Here is a 25605-nt window from a genome sequence, read left to right on the forward strand (position 1 = left end):
TACGGGTACGGGCCGCCGCCGGGGTACGACGGACCGCCGGGCCGTGCCGGTCCGTCGGCCAGGGCGGCAGGCGCGCCGCCGGGCCCCGCGGGCTCGTAGCGGAGCGGGGGGAAGTCATGTCGCTGAGCCACGCCTGCGCCTCCGGGCGTCAATGAGCAGTTCCTGTACGTTGCGCAGCGGCGCGCCGTCCGCGTCGGCCGCGTGCCGGGTCCAGTCGCCGTCCGGGCCCAGGTGCCAGGACGAGGTGGTGTCCGACATGCCGGTCTCCAGGAGCCGGACGAGGGCGGCGCGGTGGGCCGGGTCGGTGACCCGTACCAGCGCCTCGATCCGCCGGTCGAGGTTGCGGTGCATCATGTCGGCGCTGCCCAGCCAGACCTCGGGTTCGCCGCCGTTGCCGAAGGCAAACACCCGGGAGTGTTCGAGGAAGCGGCCGAGCACGCTGCGTACCCTGATGTGCTCGCTGAGCCCTTCGACGCCGGGCCGCAGGGCACAGATGCCGCGTACCCACACATCGACCGGTACACCGGCCTGGGAGGCCCGGTACAGCGCGTCGATGACGGCCTCGTCGACCATCGAGTTGACCTTGATGCGGACGGAGGCGGGCCGGCCGGCGCGGTGGTGCGCGATCTCCTTGCCGATGCGCTGCACCAGGCCGTCCCGCAGGGACTTGGGGGCGACCAGCAGCCGCCGGTAGGTCTCCCGCCGGGAGTAGCCGCTGAGCCGGTTGAAGAGGTCGGAGAGGTCCGCGCCGACCTGCGGGTCGGCGGTCAGCAGCCCCAGGTCCTCGTACAGCCGGGCCGTCTTGGGGTGGTAGTTCCCCGTCCCCACGTGGGAGTAGCGGCGCAGCATCTCGCCTTCCTGGCGGACGACGAGCGACAGCTTGCAGTGCGTCTTGAGGCCGACCAGCCCGTACACGACATGGCAGCCCGACTCCTCCAGCTTGCGCGCCCACTTGATGTTGGCCTGCTCGTCGAAACGCGCCTTGATCTCGACGAGGACGAGCACCTGCTTGCCGGACTCCGCCGCGTCTATCAGGGCGTCGACGATCGGCGAGTCGCCCGAAGTGCGGTACAGCGTCTGCTTGATGGCGAGGACGTCCGGGTCGGCGGCTGCCTGCTCCAGGAACGCCTGGACGGAGGTGGAGAACGAGTCGTACGGGTGGTGCAGCAGGACGTCACGGGCGCGCAGCGCGGCGAAGATGTCGGGCGCGGACGCCGACTCGACCTCGGCGAGGTCGCGGTGGGTGCCCGCCACGAACTTGGGGTACTTCAGTTCCGGCCGGTCCAGGGCGCCGATGCCGAACAGGCCGGTCAGGTCCAGCGGCCCGGGCAGCGGGTAGACCTCGGAGTCGGAGACCTTCAGCTCCTGGACGAGCAGGTCCAGTACGGCCGGGTCGATGGACTCCTCGACCTCCAGGCGGACCGGCGGCCCGAAGCGGCGCCGCATCAGCTCCTTCTCCAGCGCCTGGAGGAGGTTCTCCGCGTCGTCCTCCTCGACTTCGAGGTCCTCGTTGCGGGTGACCCGGAACATGTGGTGCGCCCGCACCTCCATCCCGGGGAACAGCTCCTCCAGGTGGGCGGCGATCACGTCCTCGATGGGCACGTACCGCTGCGGCGCGGCCTCCAGGAAGCGGGAGAGCAGCGGCGGGACCTTGACCCGCGCGAAGTGGTCGTGCCCGCTGACCGGGTTGCGCACCACGACGGCCAGGTTGAGGGAGAGGCCGGAGATGTACGGGAACGGGTGGGCCGGGTCGACGGCGAGCGGGGTGAGCACCGGGAAGATCTGCTGGCGGAACAGGGTGAACAGCCGGGCCTGCTCCTTCTCGGTCAGCTCGGGCCAGCGGATCAGGTGGATGCCCTGGTCGGCCAGCTCGGGGGCGACGTCCTGCTGGTAGCAGGCGGCGTGCCGGGCCATGAGTTCGCGCGAGCGGGTCCAGATGAGGTCCAGCACCTCGCGGGGCTGGAGGCCGGAGGCGGAGCGGGTGGCGACGCCGGTCGCGATGCGCCGCTTCAGGCCCGCGACGCGCACCATGAAGAACTCGTCGAGGTTGCTCGCGAAGATCGCGAGGAAGTTGGCCCGTTCGAGGAGCGGAGTGGCCGGGTCCTCGGCCAGTTCCAGCACCCGCTCGTTGAACGCCAGCCAGCTACGCTCGCGGTCCAGGAAGCGCCCGGCGGGCAGCTCCGCGCCGTCGGCGCCCGCCGCGCCGGTCTCCTCGTAGTCGTCCAGGTCCGCGTCGAGATCGGGTTCCAGCTCGGGCACCGGCACGGCGACCGCGTGCGGGCGGTGCGCCGCGATGGAGCCCACCGACGGCTGCGCGGACGGCGGCAGGTGGGCCGCCGTGCGGGACGTGGTCGGCTCGGTCCGGTCCGTGTCCTGTGCGCTGGGCTGCTGGTTCATGGCCTTATTCTTCCGCGCCGGGGGCTCTGTCAGCCCGTCGGACGGAGCCGGTACGGGTTCCGGTACGGGGCGCAGGCGGCGGCCGGCGGCATTCGGGACAGCGGGCTGCATCCAGCGATGCTCGCAAGCGACGTTGAATCGCCGGTAACGGGGACGTGGCGGCCAGGCAAGCGGGCCGCTACTCCCCGGTGTTTACATTCCCGTGCCTTGCGTTTCCGGGGGCGCGCCCCCTGGGGCGCACAAAGGGGCGCGCGGACGCTCCGGCGTGCGCCCCCGCCGTTCGGCAGATACGGGCCGTCCCGCGATTGGGCCGCACGGTGATACGTGCCCGTACGGGATCACCCGCGCGGCGGCCCGCCCGGATCACCGGCGGACCCGCGCTCTCCCACAGCGGCCCGTCCTGGGGTCAGCCCGCCGAGGACACCACTTGTACACAGCATGTGACGACGGCGCCCCGCGCGCCGGGGCCACTGCCCGGGCCGACCTCCAGGCTGTCCGTGAGCCGGCGTACGGTCCACAGTCCCCAGCCTGTGGACTCCGCCAGGCCGGGCGGCCGTTCGGGAATGACGGACGCGTCGAACCCCGGCCCGCTGTCGGAGACGCGGCAGCACACCAGCGCCCCCCTGCGGTAGAGCGTCAGCAGCCCGCCTCCCCCCGCGTGCCGGATCGCGTTGTCGGCCAGTTCGTTGGCGGACAGCAGCAGGGCGTTGCGGCGGTTACCGGCCAGGCCCAGGCGTGCCGCGTACTCCCCGAGCACACCGCGCACCCGCGGCAGGTCGGCCGAGGTGAAGCCGGTCTCCAGGCAGTGGTCGGTGGCGAGGTGCAGGCTCGGGCCCGGCAGCTTCGGGGGCCCCCCGGCAGAGGAACCCTGGGTCGTCGGTCCCATGCGTCACTCGCCTTCCACGGTCAACTGCGGGATGTCGAGCGCCCCCAGAAGCAGGAACGTGTGGGCGTGTATGCCGTCGCACCGGACGACGACAGGTCTGCCGTCCCCGGCGGCCAGCCGCAGTACGGCCCGTGCGCAGTAGACGTCCAGGAAGGACAGATCGGTGAGGTCCAGGAGGACGCGCGGCTCCGCCGAGCCGGCGATGCGGCGCAGCGCGTCGTCGAACGGTTCACGGGTGGACAGGTCCGCCTCGCCGACGAGCCGCACCCCGTACGTGCCGGATCCGGTCTCCGCGACCGGCAGGGCGAGCAGCGTCCCGGGGCGCTTCAGCAGGGCGGTGGGGTGGCCGGCCGCCGCCCGGTCCAGTACGTCGCCGCTGAACCGGGTCTCGTCGTACGTGCAGATCTCGGTGTAGTGCGCGTCGGTGAACAGGTAGTGGCAGCCCTCGCTCTCCCGCCACAGGACCCGTTCGATGTCGGCGCCGAAGGACGCCACCCAGGCCATGTCGATGGCGCTGCGGACCGTCGGGTACCCCTCGTGCAGGGCCTCCTCGACCTCCCGCCGCAGCCCGGCCATCTGCCGTTCCACCGAGATCTCCCGCGGCCGCCACATCCGGTCCATGGTGAGCAGCTTCAACTGGCCGCTCTCCAGCGGCGGTCCGACCGGCGGGCCGTACGCCTCCAGGCGCTCCAGCACGGTGCTTTCGGGCACCGCGGGGTCGGCGAAGAGCAGCACCCGCTCCCCGCGGGTGATGCCGGTCTGTGCGAACGGGCCGATCGTGGACCAGCGCGTCTCCTCGTCCGCGTAACTCGCGAAGGCGTGGTCCCCCGGCCGCAGGCGCTCCACCGGCACGATCCGGATGTGCTCTTCGGCATGGAAGGGCAAGGAACTCTCCTACGTCTGCCGCCGGTTCGGCCCGAAGGCGCCGGCGCGCCGCCTTCGGGCGCGCCCGGGTGCGGGCACTCAGCCGGGAGGGTAGCGGGCGTACGGCGCCGCCGGACCGGAGGACGGAACGGCGGCGCCCGAGGACCACTGTGCGGCGGAAGACGATCGGTTGGGTTCGTTATTCGTCCCAACGGAGAGGACAGTACGCCGGGTTCTGTGCGACAGGCGATGACGTGTTCTGTTCGTCCACGTCATCGCGCGGCCCGGCCCAATGCTGACGTACCGGCGTGCGCACGTCACCGCGGGCCGGCGTCCCGGCGTACGTACGTCCCCCCGTGCTCACGTCTCCGTGCGGTACATCAGGTCCGTCTCGTGCGTGGTGAACCCGAGCCGCTCGTAGACGGTCACGGCGGGCACGTTGTCCGCGTCGACGTAGAGCATCGCCGTCGGTACGCCCTGGCCCGCCAGGTGCCGCAGCCCGATCGCGGTGAGCGCCTTGCCGAGGCCGCCGCCCTGCGCGTCCGGCCGCACGCCGACCACGTACACCTCGCCCAGGCCCTCCGCGGCGTGGATCTTGGTCCAGTGGAAGCCGATCAGCCGGCCGTCCCGCTCCGCCAGGAAGAAGCCCTTGGGGTCGAACCACGGCTCGGCCTTGCGGTCGTCCAGGTCCCGCTGGGTCAGCGAGCCCTGCTCGGGGTGGTGGGCGAAGGCGGCGGCGTTCGCCTCCAGCCACGCCGCGTCGTCGGTGCCCGGCTTGAAGGTCCGTACGGACACGCCTTCCGGAAGCACCGGCTCCGCCGGCTCCAGGCCGCTCAGCGGGCGGCGCATCTGCCGCAGCTCGCGGAAGAGTGTCATGCCGAGGGTCTGGGCGAGATGGCGGGCCGCGGAGTGGCCGCCGTGCGCCCACACCCGCAGGCGGCGGCCGGACTGCTCCAGCAGTCCGGTGCCCAGCGCGCGGCCGTGGCCGTGGCCCCGGTACGACGGGTGCACCACCAGTTCGGCGGCGGGCGCCTCCACGGGGTCGGTGTCCTCCAACTGCGCGTACCCGGCGAGCACCCCGGCCTCGTCGTCCGGCCCGCCCGGTACGTACAGCAGCAGGTGCCGTACGCCCTCGCGTCGCCCGCCACGCAGTTGGAGCCGTCCCTGTTCGGACACGGCGGACTGCCCGTCCACCGTCGCGGCCTGCTCGATCAGCGCGAGGGCGGCGGCGGCCGCGTCCGGCGTCAGCTCGTCCGCGACCTCGACCCGCCGGCCCGTCCGGCTCTTGTCCTGTGCTGCGTCAGTCATGCTTCGAAGCGTACGGCCCGGGCGCCGGTACACCCGACGCACACCGGTCCGTCACCTGTCACCCCTGTTCCGCTACGCGCGTTGACCGTAGGCTGCGTCCGCTCGGACACCAGCCCACAAGGGAGACCCTCCTCATGTCACCGAGACCGCAGCGGCGGCGCACCACGCGCAGACTGACGGTGGGAGCGGCGGCGCTCGCCGCCGCCGTCGGCATCACGGCCGCGGCACCGGCCGGCGCCGAATCCGCCGCCACCGCCACCGCCGCCCACGCCCGCCCCACCGGACACGGGCACGGCCACGGCCACGGCCACGGCGGGGGCCACGCCTCCCGCACCGTCGACGTGCAGTTGCTCTCCTTCAACGACTTCCACGGCAACCTGGAGCCCCCGCAGGGCTCCGCCGGCACGGTCGAGGAGCAGCAGGCCGACGGCAGCAAGAAGAAGATCGCGGCGGGCGGCGTCGAGTACCTGGCCAACGCGCTCCGTACGGCACGCAAGGGGCACCCGTACTCGGTCACCGCGGCGGCCGGTGACATGGTGGGCGCCAGCCCGCTGCTCTCCGGGCTCTTCCACGACGAGCCCACCATCGAGGCCATGAACAAGCTGGGCCTGGACGTCACCTCCGTCGGCAACCACGAGTTCGACGAGGGCCGCGCCGAGCTGACCCGCCTCCAGAAGGGCGGCTGCCACCCCGCCGAGGGCTGCTACGAGAAGGGCAAGCGCTTCAAGGGCGCGGACTTCCCCTACCTTGCCGCGAACGTCACCGACGAGAAGACCGGCCGCCCGATCCTCAAGCCGTACACCGTCTGGAAGCACAAGGGCGTCAAGATCGGCTTCATCGGGGTGACGCTGGAGGGCACGCCCGACGTGGTCAGCGCCAACGGCGTCAAGGGCCTGAAGTTCCACGACGAGGCCGAGACCATCGACCGGTACGCCAAGGAGCTGGACCGGCAGGGCGTGAAGTCGATCGTGGCGCTGATCCACGAGGGCGGCATGCCCGCCTCCACCGCGTACGACTACGACTGCGACAGCCCCGGCCCCGGCGCCGGCATCTCCGGGCCGATCGCGGAGATCGCCAAGAAGGTCACGCCGAAGGTGGACGCGCTGGTCACCGGCCACACCCACCAGGCGTACGCGTGCACGATCCCGGACCCGTCCGGGATGCCGCGCACCGTCACCTCGGCGTCCTCGTTCGGCAAGCTGTACACGGACACGACGCTGACGTACGACCGCCGCACCAAGGACATCGTCCGTACGTCGGTGAAGTCGGCCACCGCGCGCAACCACGTCGTCAACCGCACCCAGCCCAAGGCCGCGGACATGACCGCGCTCATCCAGCGCTGGAACAAGCTCGCCGCGCCGGTGGCGAACAAGCCCGTCGGCTACATCACCGCCGACATCCCGGGCCGCGGGGCGGCGACCCCCGAGTCGCCGCTCGGTGACCTGATCTCCGACGCGCAGTGGGAGGCCACCCGGGCCGCGGACAAGGGCGGCGCGCAGCTCGCCCTGATGAACCCCGGGGGCATCCGCTCCGACCTGGCACACAAGGCGTCCGGGAACGAGGGGGACGGCGTCGTCACGTACGGCGAGGCGTTCACCGTGCAGCCCTTCACCAACCTGACCCATGTCGTCACCCTCACCGGCGCGCAGCTCCTGACCGCGCTCCAGCAGCAGGTCAGCGGCCCGAACGAGGCGTCACCGAAGATCCTCCAGGTGTCCGCGGGGCTGACCTACACCCTGGACCTGACCAAGGCGGGCGCCAACCGGGTGGCCAAGGACTCGGTGCGGCTGGACGGCAAGCCGATCGACCCGGCGAAGTCCTACCGCGTCGCCATGAACGAGTTCCTGGCGGGCGGCGGTGACGGCTTCACCGCCTTCAAGGAGGGCAAGGACAAGTACGTCGGCCCGTCCGACCTGGACGCGCTGACCGCGTACCTGACGGCGCACTCCTCGGCGGCCGCGCCGCTCGCGCCGCCGAAGGCGGACCGGATCACGGTCGTCAAGTAACGGGCATCGGCGGGTTCACGTACGGCCCGGCGGGGCGCTGTGGCGCTACTGCCGGGCCGTACGTCATCCGTTCGACGCCTCACCCGTGACGGGATGTCCAGAACGAACAGCGCGCCGGCCCTCCATAGCTGGCTACCCTCGGCGATCGCACATCTCTCCCCCGATTCCCGACGCTCGAAGGGCACGCCCATGCCGACGGACACCCGCCCCCGCACGTCCCCCGCCCGCCCCCGCCTGCGCCTGGCCGCGCTCGTGCTGAGCGCCGCGCTCCTGGGCGCCGGAGCCCCCACCGCGTACGCGGCGCTGGCCGAGGAGGACCGGCCCGCGGCCACGGTCGCCGCCACACCCCAGAAGACCGCGGAAGGCCGCCCGTACATCGAGACCAGCCTCCTGTTCGGCACCGCCCGCCCCGACGGGGGCCCGCCGGTCACCGACAAGGAGTTCCACGCCTTCGTCGACCAGTACGTCACGCCGCGCTTCCCGGACGGCCTCACCGTCCAGGACGGCTACGGCCAGTACCGCGACGCGCACGGCACGATCGAGCGCGAGCGCTCGTACGAGCTGATCCTCCTCTACCCCACCTCTCAGTCCGGCGCCAGCAACCCCAAGATCGAGCAGATCCGCACCGCTTACATGAAGCGCTTCGGCCAGGAGTCGGTGGCCCGCATCGACGACCGCACCCGGGTCGACTTCTGACGGGACGCCGGCCCGTCCCTACTCCCCCTTGGCTTCCGCCAGGGTGTGCGCGACCAGCGCGTTGGCGTGCCCGTGCCCCATCCCGTGCTCACCCTTGAGCCAGCCGACCAGCTCCATGTGCTTGCTCAGCGGCGACGCCCGCAGGAGCTCCTTCCACTCGGCTATCGGACGCCCGTACTTCTTCTCGATCGACGGGAAGTAACTGGCCGGTCCCTTAACAGCGTTGTCAGTCATGACCGCAGTCTGACAGCCACCACTGACAACGCCTCTGACCTGCGCGGGGAGGAGGGCAAGCCGCTCTGGTTCCGGCTTGCCCCCGGGCCCGGATTCCGGTGCGGATGACCGGACCGCCGCGCGGATCAGCGGAAGTCGGCCACGTGATCCCGGGCCCACTGTTCGAAAGTGCGGGCCGGGTGGCCGGTGACCCGCTGCACGGTGTCGGTGATGGGCGGGGTGGTGCCGACGGTGGTGGCGAAGAGGCGGAAGAGTTCGAGCAGGGCTTCCTTGGGCAGGACCGGTGTCGCGCGCTCCTCGGCCACCTGCTCCGCCGGGGTCACCTCCAGCCGGGTCGGGCGGCCGAGGACGCGGCCGATGTCGGCGACCTGTTCCGCCCTGGTGCGGGCCTCCGGGCCGGTGACCACGTACGCCTGGCCGTTGTGGGCGCCCGTACGGTCCAGGAGGGCCACCGCGGCGACGGCGGCGAGGTCGTCCTCGTGCACGGGCGCGGTGACGGCGTCCGGCAGCGGGTCGCGCACCACGCCGCTCTCCCGGATCTCCTCGGCCCACAGCAGCGCGTTGGCGGCGTACGCGCCGCCGCGCACGAAAGTCCATTCCAGGCCGGTGGCCCGGACCGCGCGCTCGGCGACGCTGTGCATGCGGGAGACGAAGTTGTCGTCGTCCTCCGGGCCGTCGGTGACGGCTATCGAGGAGTTCAGGACGATCCGGCGCACACCGGCCCGTACCGCCGCCTCCACGATCGCGGGGCCCGCGTCGCCGCCGCCCGCGGCCAGGTTGAGGAAGAGCGCGTCGGCGCCGCTCAGGGCCGGGTCGAGCGCGGCCGGGTCGGTGAGGTCGGCCCGTACCGTCTCGGCGCCGGACGGCAGCCCGGCCCGCTCGGGGTCGCGGGTCAGGGCCCGTACGGAGGCGCCCTCCGCGAGCAGCCGCCCGACCAGACTCCGGCCGATGTTGCCGGTGGCCCCGGTTACTACGATCATCGCTGCGCCCTTTCAGGAGGCGGGGTACGCGTGCTGACAGAGGAGTGCTGACTCTGGTCAACGCCTGAACACGGCGGGCATTCCCGGGCAGCGGCGACGGCACCGGCGGGTTCCGGCCAAGCAGACGGGACAAGCCCGCGTATACCTCACTTACCGCCAGTAGGACTTGCGTTCGAGGGTCGTCATCATGGTGGGATGTCCTGATGCGCATCCCCACACGCATACCCTCACCCTCCTCGGACCCCTCCCCCACACCGGACACATCGGAAGCACGGACAGCAGCTCACATGGCCGGTAAGGACGCCCCTGGTAGCGGCGACGGCACCGGTAACGGCGGTCGCGAAGGCGACATGCACGACACCGCCCGGTTCGAGAAGATCAATCCGTATGCGGACCTGGCCGCCCTGGCCGACCCCGAGCCGGAACCCGGCGCGGACGGGACGACCGGCTCCGCGCCCCTCACCCGGCGTACGTACCTCAACGAGCGCGACGACAGCGACGACCCGCTGGGCCTGGGCCTGCGCTCCGACGAGGACGACCCGCACGCCTGGAAACCGCCGAACCACCGCGGCCGCAAGCGCGGCATCCGCCGGTTCGCGGCCGTGTCGAGGACGGCGAAGCTGCTGATCGCGGTGCTGGTGTGTGTGGCGTTCCTGGCGCTGTCGGACCGGTTCGCCGTGCTGTACGCGCAGCACAAGGCCGAGGAGCAGCTCAAGAACGCGCTCCACCTGAACGCCAACCCGGAAGTCGACATCAAGGGCTTCCCCTTCCTGACGCAGGTGCTCGGCAAGCGGCTCGACCAGGTGGACGTCACCGTGCCCGACCTGGCGGCCGACCGGGTGTCGCTGGCCAAGGTCGAGGCGAGCGCGAAGGACGTACGGCTCGACGGCGACCTGCCCGCCTCCCTCACCGGCGCCACGGTCGGCACCATGAACGGCACCGTGCTGCTGTCGTTCGACGACATGAACCGGGAACTGGGCGCCTCCCAGGTGCGGTTCAGCGAGCTGGGCCCCAACACCGTACGGGCGGTCGGGCAGCTTCCCATCGCCGGGCACGAACTGCGCGTACGGGCGGAGGCGCACATCAAGCAGGCCGGGGACCGCGGGATCTCCACCGACATCAGCAAGATGCGCCTGGACATCGCCGACGTGGCCGTCTACCGGCCCGGCACCGGCAAGGAGGAGGGGCTGCGGCTGACCCGCAAGGCCGCGGCCGAGGTGAGCCGGCAGGCCGCCAAGGTGAAGTCGCTGCTGGGCGTCCCGGCCATCGCGGAGCGCCTGGGCATTCCGCAGCAGGCCATCGACGACGCGCTGCGCAACGAGAAGAAGCTGCACGAGCTGACCGGCGCGCCGCGCTTCATCGAGCAGTTGATGCAGGTCAACCTGGTCGATGTGGTGGTGGACCACCCGTGGCTGCTCCAGAAGATCGGCATCGACCCGAAGATCCTGGGCGCGCTGTCCGGGCTGACCAAGCCGCAGCTTGCCGACCGGCTGTCGCTGTCCTTCCGGCTGCCCGACACGCCCGGTGACGTGCGGCTGCGGGACATCTCCGTGGAGAAGGACGGCATCCGTGTGCGGATCGCCGGATCCGGACTGCCGATCGGCAGCGCCGCGAAGGGCAAGGGGAAGTAGGCAGGCGCACGGGGCCGGGCGGGTTCGCCCGGCCCGGCCCCGCGGCTCCCCCGCTCCTCAGGACCCCGGCAGATCCGGCGGCGGAGTCCCCGCCCCCGGCAGGCTCAGTACCGCCTCCGTGCCGCCGCCCGGCGCCGCCCGCAGTTCGACGGTGCCGCCCGCCTGGTAGGCCGTACGGGCCACGATCGACAGGCCGAGGCCGCTGCCCGGCAGGCTGCGGGCGGACGGCGAGCGCCAGAAGCGTTCGAACACGTGCGGCAGTTCCTCTTCCGGGATGCCGGGGCCGTGGTCGCGTACCCGCAGCTCGCCCTTGTGCAGCGCGACCTCGACGGCGCCGTCCGCCGCGCTGAACTTGACCGCGTTGTCCAGCAGGTTGACCACCGCGCGCTCCAGGGCCGCCGGTTCGCCCCGTACGTACCAGGGGTCCACCTCGGCGGTGATGTCCAGGGAGGGGCCGCGCAGCCGGGCGCGGCGCAGGGCGGAGTCCACGATGTCGTGCAGCGCGGCGACCGGTACGGAGGCTCCGCCGCCCGGTGCGGCGTCCGGTGTGCGGGAGAGTTCCTGGAGGTCGCCGATGAGCGCGGCCAGTTCGCCCATCTGGGCCTTCACCGAGGTCAGCAGTGCCTGTTTGTCCTCGGCGGGCAGTTGTCTGCCGGACTGTTCGCTGCGTACCAGCAGGTCGATGTTGGTGCGCAGCGAGGTGAGCGGCGTCCGCAGTTCGTGTCCGGCGTCCGCGATCAACTGCTGCTGGAGGTCGCGGGAGGAGGCCAGCGCGGCGGTCATGGAGTTGAAGGAGCGCGAGAGGCGGGCGATCTCGTCCTCGCCCTCGGCGGGGATGCGGATCGTCAAGTCCTCCGTACGGGCGACATGTTCGACGGCTTCGGTGAGCCGGTCCACGGGTTTGAGGCCGGTCCGGGCCACCCACAGGCCCGCGGTGGCGGCGCCGAGGACGCCGACGCCGGTTACGATCAGCAGGATCAGGGCGAGCTGGTTGAGGGGGCCGGTGACCGGGTCCATGGGGGTCGCGACGGAGATCGCGACCTGCGGGCCGAACCGGTCGGTCAGCGGGCCTCCGTAGGGGCGGGTGAGGACCCGCATCTCCGTGCCGTCGTCGGTCCGGGTGGTGTGGATCGACTGGTCGGACAGGCCCCTGGCCACCTCCACGTCCGACTTCTGCGCGGGGATGGCGGTCTTCGACCACGAGGTGCAGACGTTGCCGTCGGGGGTCACGATCTGGATCGTGTAGTCGGTGGGCACCGCCAGCCAGACGTTGCCGGGCAGCGAGCCGGTGCACTTGTCGCCCAGGGCGTTCACGATGCTGGCCGGTACGGACTGCCTGGCCAGCGCGTCGTCCAGTTGCTCGGTCAGCCGGTCCCGGGTCACCACCCAGCAGGCGGCGGCCGAGGCGGCCACGGCCAGCGCGACGGCGACCGCGGTGAGCAGGGCCAGCCGGGAGCGGAGCGGCAGCATCCGGTAGCGGTGCACGACGCGCTGCTTCAGGCGCCGCCACGCCCCGCCGCCCTGGGCGGACGGGTGGCTCATTCGGCGCCGCCCTCGGAGCGCAGCACGTACCCGACGCCGCGCACCGTGTGCACCAGCCGCGGTTCGCCGCCCGCCTCCGTCTTGCGGCGCAGGTACATCACGTACACGTCGAGGGAGTTGGAGGTCGGTTCGAAGTCGAAGCCCCAGACGGCCTTGAGGATCTGCTCACGGGTGAGCACCTGGCGCGGGTGCGCGAGGAACATCTCCAGCAGGGTGAACTCGGTACGGGTCAGCTCGACCTGCCGCCCGCCTCGGGTCACCTCCCGCGTCGCCAGGTCCATCCGCAGGTCGGCGAAGGTCAGCGCCTCCCCCTCGGCGGGCTGCACGCCGGCGGCCGCCGCGTATGAGCTGCGGCGCAGCAGCGCGCGGATACGGGCCAGGAGTTCGTCCAGTTCGAAGGGTTTGACGAGGTAGTCGTCGGCGCCCGCGTCCAGGCCGGTGACCCGGTCGCCGACCGTGTCGCGGGCGGTCAGCATCAGGATCGGTACGGTCACGCCGCTTGCCCGCAGCCGCCGGGCGGCGGTCAGGCCGTCCATCCGGGGCATCAGCACGTCCAGCACGATGAGTTCGGGGTCGTAGGAGGCGACCTTCTCGACCGCGTCGAGTCCGTCGACGGCCTGCTCGGTCCCGTAGCCCTCGAAGGCGAGGGAGCGCTGCAGCGCCTCCCGGACGGCCGGCTCGTCGTCGACGATCAGGATGCGGGCGGGCTGGTCACCGTACTCGGCGGGACTCATCGCTGTGACTACCTCGGGTGTGGGTGCGGGCGGCTGACCGGGGATTCCGCGGTCCAGCATGTCAGCCTCGCACGCCGGCGGCCGGGGTGCGTCGCGCGGCACGGTCTCGTCGGTGGTCCGCACGGCGCCCGGTGCGCGGGGGACGGCGCCGGGGTGTGCGGGCGCGCCGGTCATCTCCGGGCGGCGGCCCGGGACGGCCGGGCCGTTCCCGCCGCGGTGCCCCGCTGGGGGCGCGGCCGGGCGGCGGGCGCCGCGACCTCGGCGGGGCGCCCGGTGCGGGCCGGCCGCACCCGGGCGTCGGCCTCGGCCAGGTCGCGGGCCAGGTCCAGGTCGGCGGGGCCGGTACGGGCGGCCGCGCCGTGGTCGACGGTCAGCACGCCCGCGCTGTGCCGCTTCTCGCCCGCGCTCCAGGCGATGACGGCGGCGACGGCACGGCGGGCGCGGTGCACCGGGACGGTGATCTTGCTGGCCATGGGGGTCCTCTCGTGCGTGCGGTTCGGGGCGGGGGAAGGGGGAGGGGTCCGCCGGCTCAGCTCTTGCTGCTGCCGCCCGCCCGCAGGTTGGCGAGGTCCGCCTTGACGGTGTTGATCGGGATGGCGAAGCCGAGGCCGACGCTCCCCGCCGAGCTGCTGCCCTGGGCGGAACTCGGCGAGTACATGGCCGAGTTGATGCCGATGACCTGGCCCTTCATGTCGATCAGCGCGCCGCCGGAGTTGCCGGGGTTGAGCGCCGCGTCGGTCTGGATGGCCTTGTACGTGGTCTTCGACTGACCGGTGTCGCCGTTGTACTGGTTGCCGCCGAACTCGAACGGCCAGCCGGGGCCGCCCTGCTGCTCCTGCTGCTGCCGGCCCTCGTCCTTGGGGACGGTCACGTCGCGCTTGAGGGCGGAGACGATGCCGCTGGTGACGGAGCCGGTGAGCCCTTCGGGGGAGCCGATGGCCACGACCTCGTCGCCGACCGCCAGGTTGTCGGAGTTGCCCAGCGAGGCGGTGGTGAGGTTCTTGGCGCCCTTGACCTTGATCAGGGCCAGGTCCTTGTCCGGGTCGGTGCCCACCACGTCGGCCTGCTTCTTGGTGCCGTCGCTGAAGGTGACCTCGACCGAGGAGGCGCCGGCCACCACGTGGTTGTTGGTGACGATCTCGCCGTCCGGGGTGATGACCACGCCGGAGCCGGTGGACTCGCCGCTCGCCGTCCGCGCCTTGATCTCGACTATCGCGGGGGTGACGGCCTTGGCCACCGCGGAAACGCTTCCGCTGCTCTTGGCGGAGCCCGCGTTGACGGCCGGGGTGGTGGTACTGGCCTGCGGCCGGTCCGTGGCGCTGCCGATGAGGGCGGCGCTGCCGCCGCCGATCAGACCGGAGGCGAGCGCCACGGCCGCGATCAGCGCGACGGGGCGGCGGGCCCGGCGGCGCGGCGCGGGGGCACCGGTGCCGGTGTCGTCCGGACCGCCCGGCCCGCCCGAGTCGCCCGAGCCGCCGAAACCGGCGGTGCCGCCGGGGGCTCCGGGGCCCGCGGGGGCGCCGTCCGCCGGCTGCGGTGCGGCATACGGCGGGTGGGGCGGCGGGGGCGGGTAGCCCGTCCCGCTCGTCCCGCCCTGCGCCTGCGGCCCGTGGGCGTAACCCTGGTACTGAGGAGTCTCGTCGCCGCTGCGGCGGTAGGTTTCGGTCATGTACCCGACTGTGCGAGCTGACCATGAGAACCGTCTGAGAACGCCCTGAGAGGCCCGACAGAAGTAGGTATGCCCGGTGTAAGGAAGATCAGCTACGGGCGGCGCGCTCGGCGGCCGGCACCGCACCGGCGGCGGCCGGGCCGCAGCCGCACGAACCCCGGACCACCAGCCTGGCCGGGAACAGCCGCAGCCGCTCGCGCCGCGAACCGACCACCCGCAGGCCGTCGTCCAGCACCAGGTCGACCGCCGCCCGCGCCATCGCCTCCCGGTCGGAGGCGACCGTGGTCAGCGGCGGGTCGGTCAGCGCCGCTTCCTTGACGTCGTCGAATCCGGCCACGGCCAGTTCGCCCGGTACGTCGATGCGCAGCTCGCGGGCGGCCCGCAGGACGCCGATCGCCTGGTCGTCGGTGGCGCACATGATGGCCGGCGGCCGGTTCGGGCCCGACAGCAGGTCCAGGGCGACCTGGTAGGCGTCGTAACGGTTGTACGGCGCGTGGAAATAACGCCCTTCGAGCGACTTTCCGGACTCCTCCATCGCCCGGCGCCAGCCCTCCAGGTGATCGGTCACCGGGTCGCCGGACTTCGGGGTCTCCTCCGTGCCGCCGAGGAAGGCGACGTACGGATGGCCGTGCTCCAGCAGGTGCCGGGTCGCCAGTTGCGCGCCGCCGACGTCGTCCGTCATCACGGCCACGTCGTCGATGGCGTCCGGCCGCCGGTGCAGCAGCACCACCCGGGCGTCCCAGGCGTCGATCTCGGCCGCCGCGTGCTCGCTGGGCCCCTGGCTGATCAGGATCAGCCCGGCCACCCGCATCCCCAAAAAGGCGCGCAAATAGTGCACTTCGCGCTCGTCGAGATAGTCGGCGTTGCCGACCAGGACCATCTTTCCGCGCTCGGCGGCAGCCTGCTCGACGGCGTGCGCCATCTCCGCGAAGAACGGCTGCCGGGTGTCCGGCACGATCAGTCCTATGAGGTCCGTGCGCCGGGACGCCATCGCCTGGGCGACCCGGTCCGGGCGGTACCCCAGCTCCTTGATCGCGGCGAGCACCCGCTCACGCGTGGCCGGGGCGACCGGCCTCGGTCCGTTGTTGATGACGTAACTCACCACGGCGGTCGAGGTACCCGCCAGTTTTGCCACATCATCCCGCGTCACCTTGGCCACGCGCGGCAGTCTACGCGGGTGGCCTCAGCTCTTGGCAGGCCGAGCCACGGCGGCTTCCCTCCCGGCACCGGCGTGCGAGGGCGCGGAACGGCGCACGCCCGCGCCCGCGCCGTCCTCCGGGCCGTCGCCGTTCGCCGCCGCCCGGCCGCCGCGCTTGCCCTGCGGCTCCTTGTCCTCCGCCGCGCGCTCGGGCTTCTCCGGCGTGACGAAGCGGTAGCCGACGTTGCGTACGGTACCGATCAGCGACTCGTGCTCGGGGCCCAGCTTCGCCCGCAGCCGCCGGACGTGCACGTCCACGGTGCGGGTGCCGCCGAAGTAGTCGTAGCCCCAGACCTCTTGGAGCAACTGGGCGCGGGTGAAGACCCGGCCCGGGTGCTGCGCCAGGTACTTGAGCAGCTCGAACTCCTTGAAAGTCAGGTCCAGGACCCGGCCCTTGAGCTTGGCGCTGTAGGTCGCCTCGTCCACCGACAGGTCGCCGTTGCGGATCTCCATCGGGCTGTCGTCGACGGTGATCTGCTGGCGCCCCATGGCCAGCCGCAGCCGGGCCTCGACCTCGGCCGGGCCCGCGGTGTCGAGCAGGACGTCGTCGATGCCCCAGTCCGCGGTGACGGCGGCCAGGCCGCCCTCGGTCACCACCAGCACGAGGGGACAGCCGGGTCCGGTGGACCGCAGCAACTGGCACAGCGACCGTACGTGCGGCAGGTCGCGCCGCCCGTCGATCAGTATGACGTCGGCCCCGGGGGTGTCCACCAGGGCCGGGCCCTCGGCCGGGGCGACCCGCACGCTGTGCAGCAGCAGGCCGAGCGCGGGGAGCACCTCCGTCGAGGGCTGGAGGGCGTTGGTCAGGAGCAGCAGCGAGCTCATCGCCGATCACCCGCCCGGGTCCCGGCCGGCCGTTTACTGCCCTTTGTGTCCTGCACGCTTCGCTCGCCCATTACGTCTGGTTCCTCCTCGGTCCCTGCGAACGGGGCCCCTCCCATGCCCGCTCCTGGCCATGGGGGCGTATGCGGCACTGCTTCGTACGGATGGCTCCCGGGCCCCGTTCAGGGCCCTGTGGAGCGCCGGTGTGCTCATCCGCGCGTGAACGTGGGTGAAAGCACAAAAGGACCCGGGGGCAACGCTGCCCGGATCCTTCTTGCCCAGCAGAATAGCCCACATGACTTCCGGACCCGAGGCGGATTTTGCGCGATCTTGTGTTCCGTCGATCACTTCGAGTGGCCGGCGCACGTCGTTGTTGACGGCGGACGGGGTCCGGATCGACGCCGTCCACACGCCTCGGAGCGCCCCCTCGGACACCCCTGCGGACGGCCTGGCCGTCGTCCTCGCGCACGGCTTCACCGGGGCCCTGGAGCGGCCCGCGCTGCGCCGGGCGGCCGCGGTCTTCGCCCAGCGTGCGGGCGTGATCACGTTCTCCTTCCGCGGCCACGGGCGGTCCGGCGGGCGCTCCACGGTCGGCGACCGCGAGGTGCTGGACCTGGCCGCGGCGGTGGGCTGGGCGCGCGCCCTGGGCTACCGCCGGGTCGCGACCGTGGGCTTCTCCATGGGCGGCTCGGTCGTGCTGCGGCACGCCGCGCTCTACGGAGGGGCGCGCGAGGGGCGCACGGATGCGCATACCGACACGGTGGTGTCGGTGAGTGCTCCCGCGCGGTGGTTCTACCGGGGTACGGCCTCGATGCGCAGGCTGCACTGGGTGGTGACGCGGCCCACGGGGCGCCTGGTGTCGCGTCTGGGGCTGCGCACCCGTATCCACCCGGAGGACTGGGACCCCGTACCGCTCTCCCCCGTGGCAGCCGTCCCCCGGATCGCACCCACCCCGCTGCTCGTCGTGCACGGCGACCGGGACCCGTACTTCCCGCTGGACCACCCCCGGATGCTCGCCGCGGCCGCCGACCCGGAGACCAGCGCGCTGTGGCTGGAGCCCGGCTTCGGCCACGCGGAGAACGCGGCGCCCCGGGAACTCCTCGAACGGATCGCGGCGTGGGCCGCCGAACGGGTGACGGAACAGGCGGCGTGAGCACGGCGGCGGCCCGTACCGGGAGAGGTACGGGCCGCCGTCAGGTGTACGTACGGGCCGCCGGCAGGTACGTACACCTGACGGCGGCCGGTCCTCAGCCGCGGGCGCTCACTCCGCCTCCGCCAGCGGCTCCGCGAACTGCGCCGCGTACAGCTTCGCGTAGGCGCCGTCCGCCGCCAGCAGCGCGTCGTGCGTGCCCTGCTCCACGATCGCGCCGGACTCCATGACCAGGATCAGGTCCGCGTCACGGATGGTGGACAGCCGGTGCGCGATCACGAAGCTGGTGCGGCCGGTGCGCAACTGCGCCATGGCGTGCTGGATGAGCACCTCGGTACGGGTGTCGACCGAGCTGGTGGCCTCGTCCAGGACCAGGATCGCCGGCTCGGCGAGGAACGCCCGGGCGATGGTGATGAGCTGCTTCTCGCCCACCGAGACGTTGGCGCCCTCGTCGTCGATGACGGTGTCGTACCCGTCGGGCAGGGTCCGTACGAAGCGGTCCACGTGGGTGGCCTTCGCCGCCTCGATGATCTTGTCCATCGAGGTGCCCTCGGGAGCCCCGTACGCGATGTTCTCCGCTATCGTCCCGCCGAAGAGCCAGGTGTCCTGGAGGACCATGCCGATGTGCGAGCGCAGCCCCTCACGGGTCATCGACTGGATGTCCACGCCGTCCAGGGTGATCCGGCCGCCGCGCACCTCGTAGAACCGCATCAGCAGGTTGACCAGCGTGGTCTTGCCGGCGCCGGTCGGGCCGACGATCGCCACCGTCTGCCCCGGGTGGACGGCCAGCGACAGGTCGTCGATGAGCGGTTTGTCGTCCTCGTAGCGGAACGAGACGTCCTCGAAGACGACATGGCCGCTGACGTGCTCGGGGCGCTGCGGCCGGGCGTCGTCCGGCGCCTGCTCCTCGGCGTCCAGCAGTTCGAAGACCCGCTCCGCCGAGGCGACACCGGACTGCACCATGTTGGCCATCGAGGCGACCTGGGTGAGCGGCTGGCTGAACTGCCGGGAGTACTGGATGAACGCCTGCACGTCGCCGATGGACAGCGCGCCGGAGGCGACGCGCAGACCGCCGACCACGGCCACCAGGACGTAGTTCAGGTTGCCGATGAACATCATCGCGGGCTGGATGATCCCGGAGATGAACTGGGCCTTGAAGCCCGCCTCGTACAGCGCCTCGTTCTGCTTGCCGAACAGCTCGGCGGACTCCTTCTGGCGGCCGAAGACCTTCACCAGGGAGTGGCCGGTGTACATCTCCTCGATGTGCGCATTGAGCTTGCCGGTGGTCTTCCACTGCTGCACGAACTGGGGCTGCGCCCGCTTGCCGACCTTGGTGGCGACGAGGATCGAGACCGGCACCGTGACCAGCGCGACCAGGGCCAGCAGCGGCGAGATCCAGAACATCATCGCCAGCACGCCGACGATGGTCAGCAGCGAGGCGACGATCTGGCTCAGGGTCTGCTGGAGGGTCTGCGCGATGTTGTCGATGTCGTTGGTGGCGCGGGAGAGGACCTCGCCGCGCGGCTGCTTGTCGAAGTAGCGCAGCGGCAGCCGCGCCAGCTTCTCCTCGACCTCCTCGCGCATCCGGAAGACGGTCCGCTGCACGACGCGGGTGGCGATCCGGGCCTGTACGAAGCCGAAGAACGCGGCACCGAGGTAGATCAGGAAGACCCACAGCAGGACCACGCCGACGGCGCCGAAGTCGATGCCCAGGCCGGGCACGACCGGCATCGTGCCGAGCATGTCGGCCAGCCCGTTCTCGCCCTGCGCCCGCAGGTGGGCGACGGCCTCGCCCTTGCTGATGCCGCCGGGGAGCTGCCGCCCGACGACGCCCGCCATGATCAGGTCGGTGGCGTGGCCGAGGACCTTGGGGGCGACCACGTTCAGCGCGACGCTGAGCAGGCCCAGCGCCAGCGCCACCCAGATGACCGCCCGCTCGGGCTTCATCTGCCGCAGCAGCCGCAGGCTGGAACCCTTGAAGTCCATGACCTTCTCGGTGGGCTGGCCGCCCATCATGCGCGCGGGCCCGGCGGCCGGCGCGGGGCCGCGCTGCTGCGGCGCCTTCTGGCTGCTCACGCCGCCTCCTGCTCGGTGAGCTGGGACAGGACGATCTCCCGGTAGGTCTCGTTGTCCGCCATCAGTTCGGCGTGGGTGCCGGTGCCGACGACCCGGCCCTCGTCCAGGACGACGATGCGGTCGGCGCCGCGGATCGTGGAGACGCGCTGGGCGACGATGACGACGGTGGCCCGGCCGGTCTCCCGGGCGAGCGCGGCCCGCAGCGCGGCGTCCGTGGCGTAGTCGAGGGCCGAGAAGGAGTCGTCGAAGAGGTAGATCTCCGGCTTGCGGACCAGCGCCCGCGCGATGGCCAGACGCTGCCGCTGCCCGCCGGAGACGTTGCCGCCGCCCTGGGCGATCGGCGCGTCCAGGCCGCCCTCCATGCGTGCGACGAAGTCCCGGGCCTGCGCGATGTCCAGCGCGTGCCACAGCTCCTCGTCGGTCGCGTCCGGATTGCCGTAGCGCAGGTTCGTGGCGACGGTCCCGGAGAAGAGGTACGGCTTCTGGGGGACGAGGCCGATGGCGGTGGCCAGCGTCTCGGGGGCAAGGGTGCGCACGTCCACGCCGTCCACCAGGACCGTGCCGCCCGTCGCGTCGAACAGCCGCGGCACCAGCCCGAGGAGGGTGGACTTGCCGCTGCCGGTCGAGCCGATGACGGCGGTGGTCTCGCCGGGGCGGGCGACCAGCGAGACGTCCTTGAGGACCGGCTCCTCGGCACCCGGGAAGCGGAACTCGACGTTCCGCAGTTCCAGTTCGCCGTGCCGGCGCAGCTCGGTGACCGGCTGCTCCGGCGGGGTGACGCTGGTGTCGGTGGCCAGCACCTCCTGGATGCGCTCGGCGCAGACCTCGGCGCGCGGCAGCATCATCACCATGAACGTCGCCATCATGATCGACATGAGGATGTACATCAGATAGCTGAGGAAGGCGGTCAGCGCGCCGATCTGCATCCCGCCGCTGTCGATACGGTGCCCGCCGAACCACACGACGGCCACGCTCGACACATTCACCACCAGCATGACCAGCGGGAACATCAGCGACATCAGCCGGCCGGCACGCAACGACACGTCGTACAGGTCGTGGTTGGCGCCCGCGAACCGCTCGCGCTCGTACCCGTCCCGGACGAAGGCCCGGATGACCCGGATGCCGGTGATCTGCTCGCGCAGCACCCGGTTGACGGTGTCGATACGCTCCTGCACCCCGCGGAACAGCGGGCGCATCCGCCGGGTGACCAGCGACACCAGGATCGCCAGGACCGGGACGATGACCAGGATCAGGCCGGACAGCGGCACGTCCTGGTTGAGCGCCATCACCACGCCGCCGACGCACATGATGGGCGCCGCCACCATCATGGTGAACGTCATCAGGACCAGCATCTGGACCTGCTGCACGTCGTTGGTGGTACGGGTGATCAGGGACGGCGCGCCGAACCGGCCCACCTCGCGGGAGGAGAAGGACTGCACCCGGTCGAAGACCGCGGCGCGGATGTCACGGCCCAGTGCCATGGCCGTGCGGGCGCCGAAGTAGACGGCGCAGACCGAACAGGCGATCTGCAGCAGGGTCACGGCGATCATGACGCCGCCGAGGCTCAGGATGTAGCCCATGTCCCCTTTGACGACACCGTTGTCGATGATGTCGGCGTTCAGGGTGGGCAGGTAGAGGGTGGCCAGCGTCTGGACGAGCTGGAGCAGCACGATCAGGGATATGGGGCGCATGTGGGGCCGCAGATGCGCCCGCGCCAATCGGACCAACACTGTTCGAGCCTATGCGAGCCCTTGTCCGCGGCAATCGAATTTCCCCGTACCACTTGAACGGAGCAGGAGGTTTTGCCAGAACTTGTCCGGACAGTCGCCGAAGTTGCCCGGAACGGCACCCGCCGCGACGTACGCCATCATGGAGGCCCCTGACGACGCACGACGAACGACGATGAAGAGGCCGCCGTGACAACAACTGGCACCGTGCGCTACTGGGCCGCGGCGAAGGCCGCCGCCGGCACCGCCGAGGAGCCGTACGCGGCGGCGACACTCGCCGAGGCACTGGCCGCGGCACGCGAGCGGCACGCCGCGAACCCCGAGTTCGCCCGCGTCCTGCTGCGCTGCTCGTTCCTGGTGGACGGCGACCCGGTCGGCGGCCGCGACCACGCGGCCGTCCGGCTGGCCGAGGGCGGCACCGTCGAGGTCCTGCCGCCGTTCGCGGGAGGATGAGCGAGACCATGAGCGAGAACCAGCCGCAGCATCCGTACGGGTCCTACGACCCGTACCAGCCCCAGGACCAGCGGCAGCAGCCGCAGCAGCCCGCGCACCCGCAGCAGCCCGCGGCCGATCCGCAGGCGCCGTACGACGGGCAGGGGTCCTACGGGGGCCCGGCGACGCGTACGGGACACCGGCCCCGCAGCCGTACGGCGGTCACGGCGGCACGTACGGCCAGGCGCAGGCGCCGCAGCAGGGCTACGGGCAGCAGCAGCCGTACGAGCACCAGGCATACGGAACCCCGCCGTACAGCCGGCAGCAGCCCCCGCAGCAACATCCCCAGCAGACCTACGACGCGTACGGGCGGCCGCAGCAGACGGCCTGGCCCGCGGCGGCCGGACAGCAGCAGCAGACCGGTCAGTACGGTCAGCAGAGCCAAACCGGGCAGTCCGGCCAGTACGGGCAGAGCCAGGGGGGGCAGTCCGGGCAGTACGGGCAGAGCCAGGCCGGTCAGTCAGGTCAGTACGGACAGCAGGGTCAGTCCGGTCAGTCCGGTCAGTCCGGCCAGTACGCCAGCGGGCCGGACGGCCGTCCCGCCGCCTACGGACAGCAGGCGTCCGGGGGCGGCTCGTACGGATCCTCCTCGTACGGTTCCGACGCCTACGCCACCGGCGGGGACGACGACGGCCCGCAGACCCAGATCTGGACGGCGCCGACCTGGGACACCGGCGTCCAGTTGCCCGTCGTGGGCGGCCCGGACCCGGCGGCCCCCGGCCCGTCCGCGCCGGACCGGTCCGCCGAGGAGACCGCGTACCTGCCGAAGCAGAGCCCGGAACCGGCCGCCGCCGCCCACACCCCGCAGCCGCAGCCCCGGGCGCAGCACCGGCACCGGGCCGCGCCGGAGCCCGAGCGGCCCGCCGACGGGCCCGCGCCGGACCTGTCGCGGCTCGCGCCCAACCAGCGCGCCCGCGCCGAGGGCCGCTCGCCGATCATTCCGCCCGGCCTGCAGCCCGCCGCCCTCACCGCCGTACTGGCCCTGCTCCTCGCCCTCGCCGCGCCGCTGCCCCGGGTGGCCCTGGCGGTACCGGTGGTGCTCCTCCAGGCCGTCACCGCGGCGGGCTGGTTCCGCCTCAACGGCATGTGGCCCGCCCGGCAGGGCATCGCCCTCGCCTTCCTGGCGGGTGTGACCACCGACATCGCGCTGCTGGCCACCGAACGCGACCAGGCGCCCGTGGTCGCCATCGGCACCCTCGGCGTCTGGTGCCTGTTCATCCTGATCCTCCAATTGCGCAACCGCAGCAGCGCGGACGAGCGGATGTACGCGCTGACCGCCGGCCTCACCTCCACCGCCCTGGTGGTCCTGGCCGCCGGGCAACTGGCCGCCACGTCGCACGCCGTGACGGTGGGCTGCGTCGCGGTCGCGGTGACCGCCCTCGCCCGCGCGCTGCCGCTGCCGTCGGCCGCCTCCCTGGTCGTCGCCCTGCTCGGCGGCGCCGGCGCGGGCATCGCGGCCGGCCAGCTCACCGGCCTGGGCGCGTCCGGCGCCCTGCTGGGCCTGGTCGCCGGCGGCTGTGCCCTGATCGGCCTCCGGGTGGCCAGCTACGACTACCCGTCCCGCTTCGTGCACATGACGGCGGGCGTCGCCCTGCCGCTGACGCTGGCGGCCCCGGCGATCTACGTACTGGGGCGGGCGCTGGCCTGAGAGACGGCTGTCGTGGGCGGGTCCGGTGATGATCACGGGCCCGCCTTTGGCGTTCAGGGGGCTGACGGGCCGCCCTTGGCGTTCACTGATGGGCCGCTCTTGGCGTTACGGGGCTGACGGCTCGCCCTTGGCGGTCACGGGGCTGACGTCGGCTGCGCGCTATACGGGGCGCTCGCCCACATCCCCCCAGCGGGGGCTTACCCAGGCTCAGCCACGGCGAAGCCCGCACGGCGAGACACCACAGAGCACAGCGAGACATCGCGGAGCGCAGCGGGACGCAGCGAGACACAGCAGGACACCCCGCCCCCCGACCGTAAAAGACACCACCCCCCATGGTCCGGTTAGGCTCGCACGCATCCGACCGGGGGCCTGACCCGGAAAAACCGGGCCGATTTCGGCCCCACGCCTGGGGTAGTGGTTCGATGCGCGCACTGCGAGTGCTGTTGGTGATCGTCGTGATACTCGGCGGCCTGTTCGTGGCCGCCGACCGGATCGCGGTGAACTTCGCCGAGGACAAGGCCGCTGACAAGATCCGCAGCAGCCAGGGCCTGGACCGTACGCCGGAGGTGTCCATCACCGGCTTCCCGTTCCTGACCCAGGTCGCGGGGCGCAGTCTGGACCAGGTGGATGCCAAGATTGACGGGCTGAACGCCACCGCCGAGGGCCACACGCTGCGTATCCAGGAGCTGTCGGCGCAGTTCCACGACGTGAAGCTGACCAGCGACTACACCTCGATCGAGCGCGCCGCGAGCGCCACCGGCGAGGCCCGGATCTCGTACGCGGACCTGACCACCGCCTCGGGCAAGAACGTCAAGGTGAGCTACGGCGGCGAGAAGAACGGCAAGAGCCAGGTGAAGATCTCGCCGAACCTGCCGAACCTGCCGATGCTGAACTCTCTGGAGGTCACCGGGTCGGTGAGCATAGTGAACGGCGACACCGTCCGGCTGCGCGCCGACACCCTTCCGGCTCTCTGCTCCCAGCTCTCCGCCTGCCGCAATCAGGTCCGCGCGCAGACCGACCACGAGTGGAAGCTGAACCGGCTGCCCGGCGGCCTGAAGCTGGACAAGGTGGTCTCGACGCGGGAGGGCATCTCGATCTCGGCCAGCGGCAAGGACGTCAAGCTGCCCGGCTGATCCGTCCGGGACACCTCCCGGCCGGGGCTTCCCCCACCCCCGGCCGCCGGAAACGGAACGTACCGCTACGAACCACCCGGCCGTCCGCACACTGAGACATCCCGTCCCGCACGCCAGACTCCGACCGGCGTGCGGGCCACGGCGGTACGGCCCGCACGCCCCACGCACCACCCCTCCGTACCGCCATTCGGACCGACACGTCTCAGCATCCGACACACCGGTGACACGTCCCGCCGCGCCTCCCTACGATCGGTCGCATGCAGAGCTCTCTGAGCGGTTCCCGTTCGCGGGGACAGGCGAACCTCACGAAGCGGCGGGCAGTCGACCTGTGCCGCGTCGCCGCCATGCTCTGTCGCCCTGCCTGACGGGCGGCCTCTTCCCCCGTCTCCGCCCGGCCCGCTGAGGCCACACC

22 protein-coding genes and 1 pseudogene are annotated in these 25605 nt (G+C 72.1%); 8 read left to right on the forward strand and 15 right to left on the reverse strand.

Annotation, left to right across the window (positions count from 1 at the left end; all coding sequences use genetic code 11):
• Positions 1-114: 114 nt before the first annotated feature.
• The 4 genes from EJG53_RS17280 to mshD all read right to left on the reverse strand — a co-directional run bounded on the left by EJG53_RS17280 (position 115) and on the right by mshD (position 5455).
• On the reverse strand, positions 115-2397 hold the full coding sequence (locus tag EJG53_RS17280; RefSeq protein ID WP_125045605.1) for an RNA degradosome polyphosphate kinase: 2283 nt from the start codon (positions 2395-2397) through the stop codon (positions 115-117).
• 406 nt (positions 2398-2803) lie between these two features.
• The gene (locus EJG53_RS17285; protein WP_125045606.1) at positions 2804-3283 is read right to left on the reverse strand and encodes an ATP-binding protein; all 480 of its coding nucleotides are present in this window, start codon (positions 3281-3283) and stop codon (positions 2804-2806) included.
• Between the two features lie 3 nt (positions 3284-3286).
• Positions 3287-4168 (reverse strand): MEDS domain-containing protein, encoded by an 882-nt coding sequence (locus tag EJG53_RS17290; protein WP_125045607.1) that lies wholly within the window; start codon positions 4166-4168, stop codon positions 3287-3289.
• A gap of 339 nt (positions 4169-4507) precedes the next feature.
• Complete coding sequence (gene mshD / locus EJG53_RS17295; protein WP_125045608.1) at positions 4508-5455, reverse strand: mycothiol synthase; 948 nt, start codon at positions 5453-5455, stop codon at positions 4508-4510.
• Positions 5456-5589: 134 nt separating this feature from the next.
• Here mshD and EJG53_RS17300 point away from each other — a divergent pair, with 134 nt between their 5' ends.
• A complete protein-coding gene (locus EJG53_RS17300) occupies positions 5590-7461 on the forward strand; it encodes a bifunctional metallophosphatase/5'-nucleotidase (protein WP_125045609.1) in 1872 nt (623 codons plus the stop codon).
• Positions 7462-7650: 189 nt separating this feature from the next.
• Complete coding sequence (locus EJG53_RS17305) at positions 7651-8157, forward strand: DUF3574 domain-containing protein (RefSeq protein WP_125045610.1); 507 nt, start codon at positions 7651-7653, stop codon at positions 8155-8157.
• Positions 8158-8175: 18 nt separating this feature from the next.
• On the opposite strand, the gene EJG53_RS17310 is transcribed toward EJG53_RS17305, so the two are convergent.
• Both EJG53_RS17310 and EJG53_RS17315 read right to left on the reverse strand, forming a co-directional pair.
• Positions 8176-8391: a DUF4287 domain-containing protein gene (locus EJG53_RS17310; RefSeq protein WP_125045611.1), complete on the reverse strand. Its 216-nt coding sequence runs from the start codon at positions 8389-8391 to the stop codon at positions 8176-8178.
• Between the two features lie 125 nt (positions 8392-8516).
• A complete protein-coding gene (locus tag EJG53_RS17315; RefSeq protein ID WP_125045612.1) occupies positions 8517-9371 on the reverse strand; it encodes an SDR family oxidoreductase in 855 nt (284 codons plus the stop codon).
• A gap of 203 nt (positions 9372-9574) precedes the next feature.
• Here EJG53_RS17315 and EJG53_RS17320 point away from each other — a divergent pair, with 203 nt between their 5' ends.
• Positions 9575-11002, forward strand: coding sequence for an LmeA family phospholipid-binding protein (locus tag EJG53_RS17320; protein WP_125045613.1), 1428 nt, complete (start codon positions 9575-9577; stop codon positions 11000-11002).
• A 57-nt stretch (positions 11003-11059) separates the two neighbouring features.
• Here the strand turns inward: EJG53_RS17320 and EJG53_RS17325 are convergent, their stop codons facing one another.
• The 6 genes from EJG53_RS17325 to EJG53_RS17350 form a co-directional block, all read right to left on the reverse strand.
• Positions 11060-12544 (reverse strand): sensor histidine kinase, encoded by a 1485-nt coding sequence (locus EJG53_RS17325; RefSeq protein ID WP_125045614.1) that lies wholly within the window; start codon positions 12542-12544, stop codon positions 11060-11062.
• Positions 12541-13278 (reverse strand): response regulator transcription factor, encoded by a 738-nt coding sequence (locus EJG53_RS17330; RefSeq protein WP_125045615.1) that lies wholly within the window; start codon positions 13276-13278, stop codon positions 12541-12543. The genes EJG53_RS17325 and EJG53_RS17330 overlap by 4 nt, the downstream gene beginning before the upstream one ends.
• Positions 13279-13448: 170 nt before the next feature.
• On the reverse strand, positions 13449-13751 hold the full coding sequence (locus tag EJG53_RS17335; protein ID WP_125045616.1) for a hypothetical protein: 303 nt from the start codon (positions 13749-13751) through the stop codon (positions 13449-13451).
• 56 nt (positions 13752-13807) lie between these two features.
• Complete coding sequence (locus tag EJG53_RS17340; RefSeq protein WP_125045617.1) at positions 13808-14947, reverse strand: S1C family serine protease; 1140 nt, start codon at positions 14945-14947, stop codon at positions 13808-13810.
• An 88-nt stretch (positions 14948-15035) separates the two neighbouring features.
• The gene (locus EJG53_RS17345) at positions 15036-16106 is read right to left on the reverse strand and encodes a LacI family DNA-binding transcriptional regulator (RefSeq protein WP_125045618.1); all 1071 of its coding nucleotides are present in this window, start codon (positions 16104-16106) and stop codon (positions 15036-15038) included.
• 24 nt (positions 16107-16130) lie between these two features.
• The gene (locus EJG53_RS17350) at positions 16131-16970 is read right to left on the reverse strand and encodes a response regulator transcription factor (RefSeq protein ID WP_031004935.1); all 840 of its coding nucleotides are present in this window, start codon (positions 16968-16970) and stop codon (positions 16131-16133) included.
• Positions 16971-17262: 292 nt separating this feature from the next.
• On the opposite strand from EJG53_RS17350, the gene EJG53_RS17355 reads away from it, so the two are divergent.
• Positions 17263-18120 carry an alpha/beta hydrolase gene (locus EJG53_RS17355; RefSeq protein ID WP_125045619.1) on the forward strand — a complete coding sequence of 286 codons (858 nt, stop codon included), beginning with the start codon at positions 17263-17265 and terminating at the stop codon, positions 18118-18120.
• Positions 18121-18228: 108 nt separating this feature from the next.
• On the opposite strand, the gene EJG53_RS17360 is transcribed toward EJG53_RS17355, so the two are convergent.
• Positions 18229-20130: an ABC transporter ATP-binding protein gene (locus EJG53_RS17360; RefSeq protein WP_241269391.1), complete on the reverse strand. Its 1902-nt coding sequence runs from the start codon at positions 20128-20130 to the stop codon at positions 18229-18231.
• Positions 20131-20189: 59 nt separating this feature from the next.
• The gene (locus EJG53_RS17365; RefSeq protein WP_125045621.1) at positions 20190-21923 is read right to left on the reverse strand and encodes an ABC transporter ATP-binding protein; all 1734 of its coding nucleotides are present in this window, start codon (positions 21921-21923) and stop codon (positions 20190-20192) included.
• Positions 21924-22127: 204 nt separating this feature from the next.
• On the opposite strand from EJG53_RS17365, the gene EJG53_RS17370 reads away from it, so the two are divergent.
• Positions 22128-22373 (forward strand): MoaD/ThiS family protein, encoded by a 246-nt coding sequence (locus EJG53_RS17370; protein WP_030021040.1) that lies wholly within the window; start codon positions 22128-22130, stop codon positions 22371-22373.
• A 148-nt stretch (positions 22374-22521) separates the two neighbouring features.
• Here EJG53_RS17370 and EJG53_RS17375 read toward each other — a convergent pair whose 3' ends face one another.
• Positions 22522-22797, reverse strand: a complete 276-nt coding sequence (locus EJG53_RS17375) for a hypothetical protein (protein ID WP_125045622.1) — start codon at positions 22795-22797, stop codon at positions 22522-22524.
• 453 nt (positions 22798-23250) lie between these two features.
• Here EJG53_RS17375 and EJG53_RS17380 point away from each other — a divergent pair.
• From EJG53_RS17380 to EJG53_RS43905, 3 genes and pseudogenes are all read left to right on the forward strand, one after another.
• Positions 23251-24060, forward strand: a pseudogene (locus EJG53_RS17380) (hypothetical protein); the annotation flags it as partial.
• Positions 24061-24482: 422 nt separating this feature from the next.
• Positions 24483-25193, forward strand: coding sequence for an LmeA family phospholipid-binding protein (locus tag EJG53_RS17385; RefSeq protein ID WP_125045623.1), 711 nt, complete (start codon positions 24483-24485; stop codon positions 25191-25193).
• A gap of 257 nt (positions 25194-25450) precedes the next feature.
• Positions 25451-25558, forward strand: a complete 108-nt coding sequence (locus EJG53_RS43905; RefSeq protein ID WP_358974834.1) for an Ms5788A family Cys-rich leader peptide — start codon at positions 25451-25453, stop codon at positions 25556-25558.
• The last annotated feature ends 47 nt before the right edge of the window (positions 25559-25605 follow it).

Origin of the sequence: Streptomyces chrestomyceticus JCM 4735 (assembly GCF_003865135.1) — a bacterium.
In the GTDB taxonomy this organism is placed as follows: Bacteria; Actinomycetota; Actinomycetes; order Streptomycetales; family Streptomycetaceae; genus Streptomyces; species Streptomyces chrestomyceticus.